Annotated in this window: 14 protein-coding genes and 1 tRNA gene; 10 read left to right on the top strand and 5 right to left on the bottom strand. The window is 70.4% G+C overall.

Going from position 1 to position 15,438, the window contains the following annotated elements:
- Positions 1-29: 29 nt before the first annotated feature.
- From ABH929_RS06700 to ABH929_RS06665, 8 genes are all read left to right on the top strand, one after another.
- Positions 30-1,082, top strand: a complete 1,053-nt coding sequence (locus ABH929_RS06700; RefSeq protein WP_404560594.1) for an aspartate-semialdehyde dehydrogenase — start codon at positions 30-32, stop codon at positions 1,080-1,082.
- 77 nt (positions 1,083-1,159) lie between these two features.
- Entirely contained in the window at positions 1,160-2,647 is a 1,488-nt protein-coding gene (locus tag ABH929_RS06695; RefSeq protein ID WP_404560593.1) for a malate:quinone oxidoreductase, read from the top strand.
- 46 nt (positions 2,648-2,693) lie between these two features.
- Positions 2,694-3,800, top strand: a complete 1,107-nt coding sequence (locus ABH929_RS06690; RefSeq protein WP_333925628.1) for an Rv2578c family radical SAM protein — start codon at positions 2,694-2,696, stop codon at positions 3,798-3,800.
- A 153-nt stretch (positions 3,801-3,953) separates the two neighbouring features.
- Positions 3,954-5,207: a sensor histidine kinase gene (locus tag ABH929_RS06685; RefSeq protein ID WP_404560592.1), complete on the top strand. Its 1,254-nt coding sequence runs from the start codon at positions 3,954-3,956 to the stop codon at positions 5,205-5,207.
- Positions 5,204-6,433, top strand: a complete 1,230-nt coding sequence (locus tag ABH929_RS06680) for a hypothetical protein (RefSeq protein WP_404560591.1) — start codon at positions 5,204-5,206, stop codon at positions 6,431-6,433. Before ABH929_RS06685 ends, ABH929_RS06680 begins: the two co-directional genes overlap by 4 nt.
- Complete coding sequence (locus ABH929_RS06675; RefSeq protein WP_235035937.1) at positions 6,420-7,121, top strand: response regulator transcription factor; 702 nt, start codon at positions 6,420-6,422, stop codon at positions 7,119-7,121. The genes ABH929_RS06680 and ABH929_RS06675 overlap by 14 nt, the downstream gene beginning before the upstream one ends.
- A complete protein-coding gene (locus ABH929_RS06670) occupies positions 7,121-7,747 on the top strand; it encodes a thymidine kinase (protein ID WP_404560590.1) in 627 nt (208 codons plus the stop codon). The genes ABH929_RS06675 and ABH929_RS06670 overlap by 1 nt, the downstream gene beginning before the upstream one ends.
- Before the next feature lie 379 nt (positions 7,748-8,126).
- A complete protein-coding gene (locus ABH929_RS06665; protein ID WP_404560589.1) occupies positions 8,127-9,188 on the top strand; it encodes an LLM class flavin-dependent oxidoreductase in 1,062 nt (353 codons plus the stop codon).
- A gap of 75 nt (positions 9,189-9,263) precedes the next feature.
- Here the strand turns inward: ABH929_RS06665 and ABH929_RS06660 are convergent, their stop codons facing one another.
- The 5 genes from ABH929_RS06660 to ABH929_RS06640 all read right to left on the bottom strand — a co-directional run bounded on the left by ABH929_RS06660 (position 9,264) and on the right by ABH929_RS06640 (position 14,759).
- Positions 9,264-9,881: a response regulator gene (locus ABH929_RS06660; RefSeq protein WP_404560588.1), complete on the bottom strand. Its 618-nt coding sequence runs from the start codon at positions 9,879-9,881 to the stop codon at positions 9,264-9,266.
- The gene (locus tag ABH929_RS06655) at positions 9,878-10,927 is read right to left on the bottom strand and encodes a sensor histidine kinase (RefSeq protein ID WP_404560587.1); all 1,050 of its coding nucleotides are present in this window, start codon (positions 10,925-10,927) and stop codon (positions 9,878-9,880) included. The genes ABH929_RS06660 and ABH929_RS06655 overlap by 4 nt, the downstream gene beginning before the upstream one ends.
- Positions 10,928-11,077: 150 nt before the next feature.
- A tRNA-Pro gene (locus ABH929_RS06650) sits at positions 11,078-11,151 on the bottom strand.
- A 90-nt stretch (positions 11,152-11,241) separates the two neighbouring features.
- A complete protein-coding gene (locus ABH929_RS06645; RefSeq protein ID WP_404560586.1) occupies positions 11,242-12,198 on the bottom strand; it encodes a metallophosphoesterase in 957 nt (318 codons plus the stop codon).
- A complete protein-coding gene (locus ABH929_RS06640) occupies positions 12,195-14,759 on the bottom strand; it encodes a transglycosylase domain-containing protein (RefSeq protein ID WP_404560585.1) in 2,565 nt (854 codons plus the stop codon). Before ABH929_RS06640 ends, ABH929_RS06645 begins: the two co-directional genes overlap by 4 nt.
- A gap of 50 nt (positions 14,760-14,809) precedes the next feature.
- Between ABH929_RS06640 and ABH929_RS06635 the strand changes: the two genes are divergently transcribed.
- Together ABH929_RS06635 and ABH929_RS06630 are read left to right on the top strand one after the other, a co-directional pair.
- The gene (locus ABH929_RS06635) at positions 14,810-14,968 is read left to right on the top strand and encodes a DUF4177 domain-containing protein (RefSeq protein ID WP_017888699.1); all 159 of its coding nucleotides are present in this window, start codon (positions 14,810-14,812) and stop codon (positions 14,966-14,968) included.
- Entirely contained in the window at positions 14,965-15,426 is a 462-nt protein-coding gene (locus ABH929_RS06630) for a RidA family protein (RefSeq protein WP_404560584.1), read from the top strand. Before ABH929_RS06635 ends, ABH929_RS06630 begins: the two co-directional genes overlap by 4 nt.
- Positions 15,427-15,438: the final 12 nt, after the last annotated feature.

Here is a 15,438-nt window from a genome sequence, read left to right as displayed (position 1 = left end):
CTGAACCGCTGACCCCCCAGGAGCACCGCATGAGCACCCTCACCGTCGCCGTCGTCGGCGCCACCGGACAGGTCGGCGCCGTGATGCGTCGTCTGCTCGAAGAGCGCGCGTTCCCGGCCGACCAGGTCCGGTTCTTCGCGAGCGCCCGGTCCGCCGGCACGCCCCTGCCGTTCCGCGGCGAGCAGATCGTGGTCGAGGACTCCGAGCTGGCCGATCCGTCGGGGATCGACATCGCCCTGTTCTCGGCCGGCGCCACCGCCTCGCGGGCCCTCGCGCCGAAGTTCGCCGCGGCCGGGGCGCTCGTCGTCGACAACTCGAGCGCCTGGCGCATGGACCCCGAGGTCCCGCTCGTCGTGAGCGAGGTCAACCCGCACGCGATCGACCAGGCGTCGAAGGGGATCATCGCGAACCCCAACTGCACCACCATGGCGATCATGCCGGTGCTCAAGGTGCTGGACACCGAGGCCGGGCTCCGCCGTCTGGTCGCCACGACCTACCAGGCCGTCTCCGGCTCCGGGCTCGCCGGCGTCGAGGAACTGCTCGGCCAGGCGCGTGCTGCCCTCGAGCAGGACACCGCAGCGCTCACCCACGACGGTTCCGCCGTGACGTTCCCCGAGCCGGTGAAGTACGTCCGCCCGATCGCCTTCGACGTCGTGCCGCTCGCCGGCAGCATCGTCGAGGACGGCCTGGGCGAGACCGATGAGGAGAAGAAGCTCCGCAACGAGAGCCGCAAGATCCTCGAGCTCCCCGACCTGCTCGTCGCCGGCACGTGCGTGCGTGTGCCGGTCTTCACCGGCCACTCCATCTCGGTGCACGCCGAGTTCGAGCGTCCGCTGTCGCCCGAGCGTGCGACCGAGATCCTGTCGAGCGCACCCGGCGTGGAGCTGTCGGACGTGCCGACGCCGCTGCAGGCCGCTGGCCAGGACCCCGCGTTCGTCGGGCGCATCCGTGCCGACCAGTCCGCGCCCGAGGGGCGTGGGCTCGCGCTGTTCGTCAGCAACGACAACCTGCGGAAGGGTGCAGCGCTCAACGCGGTGCAGATCGCCGAGGCGATCGTCGCGCGCCGCACCGTCGCTGCGTAGCGGCACGGCCGCGCGCAGCGGCACGGTCGCCGCGCGCGGCTGACCGGCCTGTCGGTCGACGCCGGTAGGATCGACGGGTGGCAGTGAAGCAGGTGGACCCGATCGATGTCGTCCTCGTCGGGGGAGGCATCATGAGCGCCACCCTCGGCGCGATCATCCACCGGCTCGAGCCCTCGTGGAAGATCCGCGTGTACGAGCGTCTCGGCGCCGTCGCGCAGGAGTCCTCGAACCCGTGGAACAACGCCGGCACCGGGCACTCCGCGCTCTGCGAGTTGAACTACACGCCCGAGCTCGCTGACGGTCGCGTCGAGATCGCGAAGGCCGTCACGGTCAACGAGCAGTTCCAGGTCTCGCGGCAGTTCTGGTCGCACCTGGTCGAGACCGGTACGCTGCCCGACCCGTCGAACTTCATCAACCCGACCCCGCACATCTCCTTCGTCTGGGGTGCGGACAACGTCGAGTACATGCGCAAGCGGTACGAGGCCATGCGGGGGCATCCGCTGTTCGCCGGGATCGAGTTCTCGGACGACCCCGCCCAGATCCGCAAGTGGGCGCCCGCGCTCATCCCCGGTCGCAAGAAGGACCAGCCGATCGCGGCGACCTACTCGGCGGCGGGCTCCGACGTCGACTTCGGGTCGCTCACCCGGCAGCTCTTCGACCAGCTCGAACTCGACGGTCTCGAGTTCGAACCGAACCACCAGGTCAAGAACATTTCGCGGGGCAAGGACTTCGACGGCTGGGCGCTCGACGTCCTGAACGAGGTCGGTCGGTCGACGCAGAAGATCGCCGCCAAGTTCGTCTTCGTCGGTGCCGGTGGTGGGGCCCTGCAGCTGCTGCAGAAGTCCGGCATCCCGGAGATCCGCGGGTACGGCGGCTTCCCGGTCTCCGGCGAGTTCCTGCGCACCGACGATCCCGAGGTCGTGCAGAAGCACGCAGCCAAGGTCTACGGCAAGGCCAGCGTGGGTGCGCCGCCGATGTCGGTGCCGCACCTGGACACCCGCATCGTCGACGGCAACGCGTCGCTGATGTTCGGGCCGTACGCCGGCTTCAGCCCGAAGTTCCTGAAGCAGGGGTCGATGCTCGACCTGTTCAAGTCGATCCGACCGCACAACCTGCGCCCGATGCTGAGCGTCGCGTTCTCGAACTTCGACCTGGTGCGCTACCTGATCGGCCAGCTGCTCGCCTCGAAGCAGACCAAGTTCGACGCGCTGCGCGACTTCATGCCGAGCGCCGAGCCCGAGAACTGGCACAAGATCATCGCGGGCCAGCGGGTGCAGGTCATCAAGCCGGACAAGGACAAGGGCGGGGTGCTGCAGTTCGGCACCGAGGTCATCACGGCCGCCGACGGTTCGATCGCCGGGCTCCTCGGGGCCTCGCCGGGGGCGTCGACCGCGGTGCCGATCATGCTCGGCCTGCTCCGGAAGTGCTTCCCCGACCGTTGGGACGGCTGGCAGGACGCGGTCCACGAGATGGTCCCGACCTACGGGCAGGACCTCGGCGACGACGCCGCCCTGGCCGACGCCACCCTCGAGCGCACGGCGAAGGTGCTCGGCCTGCACCACTGAACAGCCCCGGCTTGCGGCCTGTTCGAACATGTGTTCGAATGACGGCATGCGGTGGAGTGGACAGGCGATCGATGCCGAGCAGAGCGATGCACTGCCGGGCATGGAGTCGAACAGCGGGTTCGTGCGGAGTGTGACGACGCCCGAGTTCGCGGGCGTCACGTTCCACGAGGTCCTGGCAAAGAGCGCGCTGAACCGGGTGCCGAGCGCCGACGGTTCCGGCACCTACGGGTGGACCATCAACCCGTACCGGGGCTGCAGTCACGCGTGCGTGTACTGCTTCGCACGGCCGACGCACACCTACCTCGAGTTCGACGGCGGGGCCGACTTCGACCAGCAGATCGTCGTGAAGACGAACGTGGCCGACGTCCTGCGGCGTGAGCTCGGCAAGCCCACGTGGGACCGCCACCCGATCGCGCTCGGCACGAACACCGACCCGTACCAGCGTGCCGAGGGTCGGTACCGACTGATGCCCGGGGTGATCCAGGCGTTGGCGGACAGCCGCACACCGTTCAGCATCCTGACGAAGGGCACGCTGCTCCGGCGTGACCTGCCGCTCCTGGCCGAGGCGGCGAAGGTAGTGCCGGTCGACCTCGCGATGTCGATCGCCGTGTACGACGACGACCTGCAGCAGTCGGTGGAGCCCGGCACGCCCACGACGGCTGCGCGGCTCGCCACCGTGCGGGCGATCCGCGACGCCGGGCTCGACTGCGCGGTGTTCCTCATGCCCGTGCTGCCGTACATCACCGACACCCGTGCACACCTCGACGATGCCGTCGGTCGGGCTGCGGCGGCCGGTGCCACGAGCGTCATGTACTCCGCGCTGCACCTGCGGCCGGGCGTGAAGCCGTGGTGGTTCGAGTGGCTCGGACGCGAACGGCCCGACCTGGTGGCGCGCTACCGGGCGATGTACCTCGACAACACCTTCGCGCCGAAGGACTACCGCCGCTGGCTGTCGGAGCGCATCCGACCGATCCTGGCGGCGCACGGCGTCGGCCTCGGACGCGTCGACCCGGCGACGGGGTCGATGGGCTTCTCGGACCCCTCGACGGTGCCGCAGGAGCAGTCGATCCCGACGACGTCGCCGCTCAAGCGCGCGGATCCGGGCTTCGACCGCCGTCTGCTCCGACCGGTCGCGACGCAGACGTTGTTCTGAGCAACGAAGGTTGCGCGTTCGGGGGACATCGGAGCATCGTGGGGGCCGGTATCATCGACCGGGTCGCCGAACGGACGCTGTTTCGGGGTACACGGTCAGCACCGAGGTGTTTGATCGTGGGCGGCATTCCTGCCACCCGGAAGGACCCATCTCGTGCTCGGCATCCCCACGCACCTCGCTCCGCGAGTGAACGCGTGGTCGACGGTGCGGGCCTTCCACGCCGGTGCGATCGGATCGCTGGTGGCGGCGGCGATCGCGCTGCTGCTGTACCGGCTGTCCGAGCCCGACGTGCACGTGATCAGTGCGGTCCTGGCGCTCGTCCCGATGCTCGGCATGATCGGCGTGCACGTGCAGTTCGGCACCTGGCGCTCCGCGGTCGCGTTCCTGGTCGTCGGCGGCGTCTGCGCCTGGTGGTTCGCGATGGTCGTGCAGCAGCAGGTCCCGTTGGGCTGGGTCACCTCGTACCTGCTGTCGTTGGCGGTCATCCCGCTCATCCTGGTCGGCGGCGCCGGCGCGGTGCCGAGCCGCGTCGTGCTGTGGTCCTTCCTCGGGTTCCTGACCGGTCGGGTGGCGACGTGGATCGCGGTCGTCCAGGCCGACGGCCCGCCGCGTCCGCTCGTGCTCGCCTGGGTGACGCTCGGCTTCGTGGTCGTCCTGGTGCTGTTCACGAGCCGGAGCACCGGTCGGTCGGAGCGGGTGCAGCCGGAGCTGCTGCGGTCGGCGCGTGAGGAGCACGTCTCCGCGTACCGTGCCGGGGTCGAGGCCGAGGCGGCCGCGATCCTGCACGACACCGTCCTCAACCACCTCAACGCGATCGCCCTGGCGCCCGACGGGCCGATGGACCCGCACCTGGCGCGGACCATCGAGGCCGACGTCGCCGTCCTGACCGGCAAGGGGTGGCTCGCACCGGCCGCCCGGCAGCGGCCGGGCGCAGCGCTCGACGCGTTCGCCGTCATGGTCGACGAGCACCGTGCCGCCGGTCTGGACGTCACGGTGTCCGGCGACCCGTCCGCACTCGACCGGCTCGACCAGCGCGCCGTCACCGCACTCGTCCGCGCCGTGGGGCAGTGTCTGGCCAACGTCCACAAGCACGCCGGTGTCGACGCGGCCGAGGTCAGCGTCTTCGACGACGGTGCGTCGTGCACCGTGATGGTGGTCGACGACGGTCGCGGTTTCGACGAGGACTCCACGGGCTCCGACCGGATGGGCCTGCGTGGCTCCGTCCGCGACCGCATCCATCGGGTGGGCGGCGACGTCCAGATCTGGTCGTCGCCCGGTTCGGGGACGAGCGTGATGATGACGGTGCCGTTCGGACCGGTCACCGCCACGACCGACGCCGTGGCCACCGACCACGTCGGCACCGCGGTCCCCGACGAGGTCGGCGGCGTGCAGGGAGCCGACCGGTGAGCGCCACGAACGAGGCCCGTCGGACCGCGCAGCAGTACGACCCGCTCGGCGCCATGGGGTCGCGTCCGCTCGCGATCGGGCTCGGCGCCGCCAGCATCGTCTGGGCACTCCTGGTCTCCGTGTTCGACCGTGACGTCGTGGGCAGCCCCACCCTCAGCGCGCTCACCGTCATCCTGGTCGCGGCGTCGGCAGCGGTCGTGTTCACCGCCTCGAGTCCGTTCCGCGCACCGTTCCCGCGGTGGGCGTTCGTCGCGCACGTCGGGTTGCTCGGGCTGGCGTCGGTGACGAGCGTCGCCGCGCAGTGGGGACCCGACCGCAGCGCCCTGAACGACTTCATGTCGCTCATCACCGCGACCGGCATCGTCATGGTCGCGCCGTACCGGCCCTGGACGGACCTGACCATCGGCGGCGCCCTGCTCGCCGTCGTCAACGCCGTGACCTGGGGTGTCGGCGCAGCGACGTTCCCGCACGAGATCCCCGTCGACGTCGCGGCCTTCCTGGCGGCGGCACCGACGCTGGTGCTGACCGCTGCGTCGGCCGTCTTCGCGTGGACGTTCGCGGGCCTGGCCGAGCGGGTGCAGATCCGGGCCGGTTCCTACTCCGTCGAGCGTGCGGAGCGGGACGGCATCGCGGCGAGCGTGCAGCAGGACCGGTCGACGATCCTCGCCCGCGACGTCGCACCGTTCTTCGCCGAGCTGCGCACGCGCGAGGTCATCACCGACGCCGACCGCGAACGGGCACGACTGATCGCCGACGGCATCCGCCGGGCGATGGTCGCCGACGCGGACCGCACCTGGTTCGAGCAGGCCGTGCGGGTCGAGGGTGGGGACGCCCCAGTGGTCGACGACCCGGACGGGCTCACCGCGATGCTCGACGCCGACCAGCGCTCCGTGGTGCGGACGTTCCTGCGGGCTGCCTTCCGTGCCTCGACCGTCGACCCGGCCGGGTTCCGGGCAACGGTCCGGCGCGCGGACGGGCAGGACGACGCGGCCACCCGCGCCGACCCGGCCCGCGCCGACCCGGCCCGCACCGACCCGGCCCGCACCGACCCTGCCCGCGGCGCCCGCGTGCTGCTCGCACTCGACCTCGCCGTGGCCGACTCCGACGTCGGGATCCACCGCACCTTCGACCCCTACTTCGCCGTCCTCCGTGTGACGTTCCCCGACCTCGACGTCGCGGTTCGTCCGTCCGCCCTCGCACTAAGGTTCTCCTATGACCAGCACTGACCCGAACAGGCTCTCGGAGGGGTCCCCGTCCCTCCCGAACCCGGGGGCACGACGTGTGCGGTTGGCCATCCTCGACGACCACGAGGTGCTGCTGGACAGCCTGTCGAGCTGGATCGCGGTGAACGCGTTCGACTTCGACCTGGCCCTGACCGCGCACACCTGGCTCGAGATGGTCCACAGCGACAGCTTCCCGACCGACCTGGTGTTCCTCGACTTCCAGCTCAAGGAACCCGTCTCGATCGAGGCCCGTGTCCGCACCTGCCGTGCCGCCGGCGCGAAGGTGATCGTGCTCTCCAGCGTCGACAGCCGCGAGTCCCGCGACCGTGCCCTGGCAGCAGGCGCCGCGGCGTTCCTGTCGAAGTCCCTGCCGATGCGCGAGGTCATGGACGTCGCCCGCGAGATCATGGGCGTCGCACGCGAGACCCCGCAGCCGCGCGAGTGGCGTCCGCTGCCCACCGGCGCGGCCGCACACCAGCGTCCGAAGCTCAGCCACGGCGAGGAAGAAGCGCTGCGGCTGTACGTGTCCGGCTACTCGACGAACGAGGTCGCCGCGCAGATGAACGTGCAGTACGAGACCGCGAAGACCTACCTGCGTCGGGTCCGCGAGAAGTACAGCAAGGTCGGCCGTCCCGCCTCGAAGAAGTCCGACCTGATCCGACGGGCCGCCGAGGACGGGTTCCTCGCGTAGTGGCGAAGCTCTACTTCCGCTACGGCGCGATGAACAGCGGCAAGAGCACGGGGCTCCTGCAGGCTGCTTACAACTACGAAGAGCGCGGTCACCGGGTCTTGCTCGCGAAGCCCGCGGTGGACACCAAGGGCGACCGTGAGATCGTTTCCCGCCTCGGTGTCACCCGCACCGTCGACCTGGTCTTCGCCCCCGATGCCGACGTCCGGTCCGCCGTCGCCGCGGCCGGCGCCGTCGACCCCCAGTCCGACCGCCTCGACGGCATGGTCCGCTCCGTCAGCTGCGTGCTGGTCGACGAGGCGCAGTTCCTCACCCCGCGACAGGTCGACGACCTGCTGCGCATCGCGGTCCTCGACGAGATCCCGGTGATCACGTACGGCATCCGCACCGACTTCCGCACCGAGGCGTTCCCGGGCAGCGCCCGCCTGCTCGAGGTCGCGCACTCGCTCGAAGAACTCAAGACGATCTGCCGGTGCGGTCGCAAGGCGGTCTTCAACGCTCGCACCGTCGACGGCCGGTTCGTCTTCGACGGCTCGCAGGTCGCCATCGACGGCGTCGACGTCGCCTACGAGTCGCTCTGCGCCAACTGCTACCTGACGGAGTCCGGCGGCCGGCTCGACGGCGCCTGAGCGGTCGCGCCCGCCGGCCGGTCACGACACCCCGCTCGGGTTCGTCGAGCGGTCGCGTCGCGTCGACGGTGCGCTCGTCGGGCGACCGGACGTGACCGGTCCGCGCGGTGCGCGCAGCACGTCGTGACCGCTCGGCGTCCGAGACGCGACCGCAGACGGCCTGGAGGCGCGGTGCAGCCCCGCCACGGGCCTCCCGGCCGTCGCGCCTGACGTCCAAGGCGCGCCGCATGCGTCCGCCGTTCGGTCGCGACCCGTCGCTTGTGCGACGTTCGGGCGACGCCTGGTGACCGGTCGGCTGGCGGACGACGGCGTGTCCTGACCGGTGGAGGAGGCGGTCTCGTCGTGGAATGCGTGCGCCGCGGCGCGCGTTGGTGACCACATGAGCGACGACACCCTGCACCTGTCCGTCCTGGACCTGGCGACGCGCGAGTACGGCCAGTCCAACACCGAAGCCCTGCAGGGCTCGATCGACATGGCGGTCCACGCCGAGAAGCTCGGCTACGAGCGGTTCTGGGTCGCCGAGCACCACGGCATGCCCGGCATCACCTCGTCGGCCCCCGCGGTCCTGCTGAGCGCCGTCGGCGCGGCCACCTCGACCATCCGCATCGGTTCCGGCGGTGTCATGCTGCCGAACCACGCACCCCTCGTCATCGCCGAGCAGTTCGGCACGCTCCGTGCGCTGTACGGCGACCGCGTCGACCTGGGGCTCGGCCGTGCGCCGGGCACCGACGGGGCGACCGCGATGGCGCTGCGCCGCACCGACCGGCTCGACGTCGACGACTTCCCGGACCGCCTCGCCGACCTGATCGGGTTCTTCACCGGCATGGACGAGTCGAACCCGCTGTCCCGCATCCGTGCCGTCCCCGGGTACGGCGACGTGCCGGAGTTCTGGCTGCTCGGGTCCTCCGGGTACAGCGCGCAGGTGGCCGGGGCGCTCGGCGTCTCGTTCGCCTTCGCCCACCACTTCGCGTCGGACAACACCGAGGCGGCGCTCGCGCTGTACCGCGATTCGTTCCGGCCCTCGCGGTTCCGCCAGACGCCGAACGCACTCATCGGCGTGCAGGTCGTCACCGACGAGGACCCGGCCGTCGTCGACGAGCAGAGCGCTCCCGGGATGATCTCGTTCATCCGGATGCGGCAGGGGGCGAAGCCCGAGCCGGTCTCGATGGACGAGGCCCGTGCGTACGAGTTCAACGACCTCGAGCGTCGGTTCATCGCCGCGCGGACCGAGCGCCAGGCGTACGGCACCGCCGACCAGGTGGCGGACAAGATCAACGCGCTCGTGGAGTCCACCGGGGCGAACGGCGTGATCGTCGCGCCGGGGGCTGCGCAGGCGCGGTACCGGCACCAGGCGCTCGACGTCGTCGCGGGGTTGCACGCCGCAGGGCGGCTCGTGCCCGCGGGTGCGTCGGCGTCCGCGGGGGCGTCCGCGTCGGTCTAGCTCGCTTGGTGAGCAGAAACGGTCGGGTCGCCGTCGGGCACCCGACCGTTTCTGCTCACCAAGTGGAGCGGAGCCTCAGGTGAGCAGCCCCAGGCGCGTCGCTGCAGCCACGGCGCCGACCCGCGAACCGACATCGAGCTTGCGGAACACGTTGTAGACGTGCCGCTTGACCGTGCCGATCGCGAGTTGCAGGTCCGCCGCGATCTCGGCGTTGGTGCGTGCGGCCGCCAGGAGCCGCAGGACCTCGAGTTCGCGGTCACTGAGCGGTGAGCCCGCGCGGGCCTCGCTGACCAGGTCGACCGGGAACGTCACCGGCGCGGCGTCGGCGTGCGCGGCCCGTGCGATGCGGTCGACGAGCTCGCGGCTCGGGGTGTCCTTCGTCACGAAGTCGACCGCGCCGGCGTCGAGCAGCGTCCGGCGCAGGACGGCATCCCGGTGCATCGTGAGCACCACCACGCGGATGTCCGGACGGGTTCGGCGCACCGTGGCGATCGTGGTGCGCGCCGGCGGACCGTCGAGCTCGACGTCGAGGAGCAGGACGTCGATGGCGGCAGCCTCGGGGGAGTCGAGGACGTCGGACGGACGCTCGCCGTGTGCGACCACGCGGATCGTGGGGACGGCCGCGAGGATCGTGGCCAGTCCTTCGCGGAACAGCCGGTGGTCGTCGACGATGGCGACGTGCGTGATGGTCACAGCATGCCCCTCGGGATCGTCAGGCGGACGGTGGTGCCGGAACCAGTGCCGGTGTCGGTGCCGGTACTCGGGGTGCTCTCGACGTCGAGTCGCGCCCCGATGACGGCGGCTCGCTCGCGCATGGTCTGCTGCCCGAGGCGCCCATCGGTGTCGGCGGCGGGGTCGAAGCCCGGACCGTCGTCGGACACCGTCACGACGAGGGCGGCCTGGGTCCACGCGAAGTGCACCTCGGCGGAGGAGCTCGGCGCGTGCTTCCGCCGGTTCGTGAGCGCCTCGAGCAGGATCGTCAGTGCTTCCTCGGCCTGCCAGTTCGGCAGGTGCTCGGGCGCACCCGTGGTGCTGAACGACAGACGGTCGTCGTCGGCGAACAGGTCCCTGGCGTGCCGGGCGACCGCGTCGTCGAGCAGGGCGTCGCCCACGCGGGCGTGCAGGCTCACCGCGAGGTCCTGCACGTCGCCGAGCGCTCCGCGCAGCAGTCGCGCCGCGTCGTCGAGCTGGTCGGCCCGTTCGCCGGCCGGGGGATCGGTCAGCAGCACCAGGTCGAGCCGCTGCAGCCCGGCGAGGATGCCGTGCGCCACGCGGTCGTGCAGGTCACGGGCGATCTGCGTGCGGGAGTCCAGGTGCGCCGTCGTGACGCGCTGGCGCAGCGCTTCCGTGTAGGCCACGGCCCCGGCGGGGAAGCGGCTCCAGATGCCCGCATGCAGGGCCCTGGTGGCGCGCAGGACCTCGGCGGTGGACTCCGCGCGGACCTCGTCCACGAAGACCGGCAGGTAGGCGTCGAAGAGCATCTCCGCGGCGAGCATCGCGCCGGCCGGGTGCTGGGACTGCTCGGCGTGCAGAGAGCCGGTGGCCAGGTGGTCCGGATCGAGGTACGCGCCGCTCACCACGCTGTCCTCGGCACCGGCGACGTAGCGCTCGTGTGCCTCGGCGACCATCGACGTCACGTTGTCGACGAGGTTCCGCGTCAGGACCGGGTCGTCGGCGAGCTCGGGGAACTGTGCGGCGATCCGTTCGAGGACCGGGCGGAGGTGGTCGGCGCGTGACATCGCTGTCGAGGCTAGCCGCGTCGTCGCAGCCGGAGGAGCAGCGGTCACGTCGTGTGTCGGAAGGTGTAGGACCGAGCGCCCCACCGTGAACAAGCAGAAGGCCCCGGTTCCGGAGAACCAGGGCCTTCTTCGTACTGTCTCAACACAGTGTCGGGGTGACAGGATTTGAACCTGCGACCTCCTCGTCCCGAACGAGGCGCGCTACCAAGCTGCGCCACACCCCGCGGTGTGATCACTCCGTACCGGAGCAACCCGACAATACTATCCGATGATCGGGGTGCTCACGACCATCCGGCGAACTCCCGGGCGCGTCGTCAGGAGGTGCGGGCGGTGAGGGTGACGACGACCGCCTCGGGGCGGCAAGCGAAGCGCACGGGCGCGTAGATCGAGGTGCCGAGACCGGCCGAGACCTCGAGCCACGACCAGTGGTTCCGGTGCTCCCACTTGTGCAGTCCGCTGACGTACCGGCGGGGCAGGTCGCTGTTCGTGACGAGGGCACCGACCCCGGGGACCTGGACCTGGCCGCCGTGCGTGTGCCCGGCGAAGATGACGTCTGCGCCCTGGGTGACGAAGGCGTCGAGCACGCGGCGGTAGGGCGCGTGCGTGACACCGATCGCGACGGGAGTGGGGCCGTCCTCGTCCTCCGACCAGGGCACCTCGCCGCGCATCTCGTCGACGTTCGTGGGGAGCAGGTCGAGGCGGTCCCAGTCGCGGTGGGCGTCCGAGGTGCCGAACAGCTCGAAGCGCGAGCCGCGGAGCTCGACGGCGTGGGCGTGGTCGTTCAGGTCGAGCCAACCGAGGGACTCGAAGAACGCGGTCTGCCGGTCGATGTCGAGTTCGACGGGCTTCGCCCCGCTGTGCATCCGGCTCGGACCGGAGAAGTACTTCAGCGGGTTGCGCGGCGACGGCCCGAAGAAGTCGTTCGACCCGTACGCGAACACGCCGGGGACGCCGCGGAACGGTTCCAGCGCGTACTCCACGGCCGCGTTCGCCGTGGGGTGCCCGAGGTTGTCGCCGGTGTTGACGATGAAGTCCGGCTCGACCAGGGACAGGTCGCGCAGCCACTGCTGCTTGTCGGCCTGCCACGGGGCCATGTGGATGTCGGACAGGTGCAGGACGGTCACGTCACGTGCCCCCGGCGGGAGGACCGGGACGGTCTCCCACCGGATCCCGAAGCGTCGGCGTTCGACCAGGGAACCCCAGGCGAACGAGGCGGCGCCGGCGGCCGCTCCGGCTGCGAGGACCCCGAGGGCGGCGCGACCGCGCGTCACTTGCACTCCTTCGGCGCCTTGCCGTCCTTGTCGCCGTAGAGCTTGATCCGCACATCGGTGTTCTTGTCGGCTGCGGCTCCGATCGCCGGGTCGACGGCTGCGACCTTGCAGGTCTTGTTGCCACCGCCCTTGGCGTAGTCGTCCGTCACGGCGACGTTGCCGAAACCGGCGTCGTTGAGGGCGGAGCGGGCATCACCGAGCGAGTCCCCACCGATCTCGGGAACGGTCCCCTGCGAGCCGTCCGACGTGTACACGGTGACGGCGGAACCCGACGACAGGAGCGAGCCTGCTGCCGGCGAGGTCGTCGTCACGGAGCCCGCCGCGCCGCCGCCGGTCTGCTGCCCGCCGTCGACGTACGAGAAACCGGCGCCGGAGATGGCGGCACGGGCCTCGTCGGCGCTCTTGCCGCGGACGTCCGGGAGCGCCTTGGCGTTGCCACGGAGTGCGGACGTGTTCGGGTCCGTGAACGGTCCCGCGGGGTAGACCGCGTTGATCGGGGTCATCGCCTGCCTCCACACGTCCGCACGGACGCCGGCGTAGGTGCCGTTCACGCCGTTGCTGTAGTGACGGAGGTTGTTGAGCTTGCCGTCGGTGTTGCCCTGCCAGTACGCCGTGGCGACGCGCGAGCTCGACCCGACGAGCCAGATCTGGTTCGCGGTGTCGGTGGTGCCGGTCTTCGCGAACAGCTGCGTGCCGTCCGGCGTCTGCGCCCCGCGTGCCGTTCCGCTGGTGATCGTGCCCTTCATGGCGTAGACGGCTGCGTGTGCGACCTCGGGGTCGATCGCCTGCTTGCAGTCCTTCGTCTGGCCGCCGAGCTGCTTGCCGGACGGCGCGGTGATCTGGTCGATGGCGATCGGCTTGCAGTAGATCCCGTTGTTGGCGACGGCAGCGTAGGCCGCGGCCATCGTCATCGGGGCGATGTCGTTGGTCCCGAGGACCGCGGACGGGTTGTACTGCAGCTCGCCGCCGTCGGCACGGTGCACGCCGAGGGACTCCGCGGTGTCGCGGATGTCGCAGAGGTCGAGCTTCTGCGCCATGTTCAGGAACGCGAGGTTGATCGATCCGGCGGTCGCAGCGGCGACGGTGTAGTTGCCGCTCTCGCCGGGGCTGTCGTTCTTCGGGTTGTAGTTGCCGGCCGTGATGGGTGCGCCACAAGCGGTCCACCCCGTCGACATGTTGCGTGGAGCGCCGCTCACGACCTCGTTTAGACCGTGGCCGGCCTTGAGCCATGCGAGCAGGGTGAAGAGCTTGTACGTCGAGCCGGTCTGGAACCCGCCGGAGTTGCCGTACTTGTAGTCCACGCTGTAGTTGATGGACGTCGACGTCGGGGCGGACTTCAGGGACTGGTCGTAGTCCTTGTTCTGCGCCATCGTCACGATGCGGCCGGAGCCGGCCTCGATCGAGTTGAGCGTCGCACCGAGCGCGAGGTTGGTCTCGGCCTTGTTGTCGTAGGTGTTGACGAGCTGCTTCTGCTCGGCGTTGAGGTCGATGTTCAGCGACGTCTGGACCTTGTAGCCGCCGTTCCGCCACGCGGTGTCGCGCGCCTTCTGCGACGAGCCGAGCTGGGACATCTCCTTCACGACCTTGACGGCGTAGTCGCAGAAGAACTGCGAACCGTCGCCGACCGATGCCCGGCAGCCCTGCGACGGCTCGGTCAGGTGGACGTAGTCCTTCGGGCTCGCCGCGATGGCCTGGTCGTACTCGGCCTTCGTCAGGTTCTCCTGCGCGTACATCGACTTGAGGATGACGTTGCGCCGGGCGACGTTCGCCTCGTACTTCTTCGGGCTCGACAGGTTGCGTGCCTCGGGGTACTGCACGATGGCCATGAGCGAGGCGGCCTCGGCCGGGGTCAGCTTCGTCGCGCTCTTGTTGTAGTAGTGCTGCGCGGCGGCCTGCACACCGTAGGTCTGGTCGCCGAAGTAGGCGATGTTCAGGTAGGCGGTGAGGATCTCCTTCTTGGAGTACTTCTTCGCCAGCCCGATCGCGAGCTTCATCTCCTCGAGCTTGCGGGGGATGGTCTGCTCGACGGCCTCGTTGTAGGCCTTCTGCTGTTCCTTCTTGGTGGGCAGGTTCAGGGCTTCGTTCATCTTGATGTTGCGCACGAGCTGCATGGTCAACGTCGACCCACCGCCCGACTCGCCGAGCCCGCCCGCGACACTGCCGACGCCCGCGCGGATGAGCGAGGTCATGTCGACGCCACCGTGGCTGTAGAAGCGCTTGTCCTCGCCGTCGATGGCGGCGTTCTTCAGCTGCTCGCTGATCTGGTCGAACTTCAGTTCCTGCCGGTTCTGGTCGTAGACGGTCGCGAAGTGCACCGACTTGCCGCCCGAGTACGCGTACAGCTCGTTGCGCTGCGGCAGGTCACCGATCTCGATGTACTCCGGCAGGGACTCGAACACACCGATCGTCGACGTCGTCGTGACACCGGCGACCGCGATGGCCGGGGTGACCCCGATCGTGACCAGCAGGCCGGCGAGGGCGCTGAACCCGACGAATCCGATGAAGGCGCCGACTGCTGAGACGGGCTTGGTCCGCGAGGCAGACGTCTTCTGGGCAGACATAGGATGCAGCCTAAACGACACCCACGACTGAAAGGCTGGCAAGGAACCGCATGACTCGCTGGGAGTACTTCACCACGCCCCTGATGATCCACAACACCACCGCCATCCTCAACAACTACGGGGACGAGGGCTGGGAGCTGGTCCAGATCGTCACCGGCCCCGAGGGTGGACTCGTCGCGTACCTCAAGCGCCCGAAGGCCGACGCATGAGCGTCGCGGACCGCCTCGCCGAGCTGGGGCTGACGCTCCCGCCGGTCGCCGCACCCGTCGCCGCGTACGTCCCTGCGGTCGTCACCGGCCAGTACGTCTACACGGCCGGGCAGCTGCCGTTCGTCGACGGCGCGCTGCCCGTCACCGGCAAGGTCGGGGCGTCGGTCGACGCCGAGACCGCCACCGCGCAGGCCCGCGTGGCAGCGCTCAACGCACTCGCCGCCGTCGAGTCGCTCGCTGGCTCGCTCGACCGCGTCGCCCGGGTCGTCAAGGTCACCGTCTTCGTCGCGTCGGAGCCGTCCTTCACGGGCCAGCCCGGGGTCGCGAACGGCGCCTCCACGCTGGTCGGCGAGGTCTTCGGCGATGCCGGGGTCCACGCGCGCAGCGCGGTGGGCGTCGCGGTGCTGCCGCTGGACGCTCCTGTCGAGGTCGAGCTGGTGGTGGAGCTCACCGCCTGACGGCAGCGACCG

It is taken from the genome of Curtobacterium sp. AB7 (genome assembly GCF_044909335.1).
Taxonomy (GTDB): Bacteria; Actinomycetota; Actinomycetes; order Actinomycetales; family Microbacteriaceae; genus Curtobacterium.
This window is presented reverse-complemented; position numbering and strand designations above follow the sequence as displayed.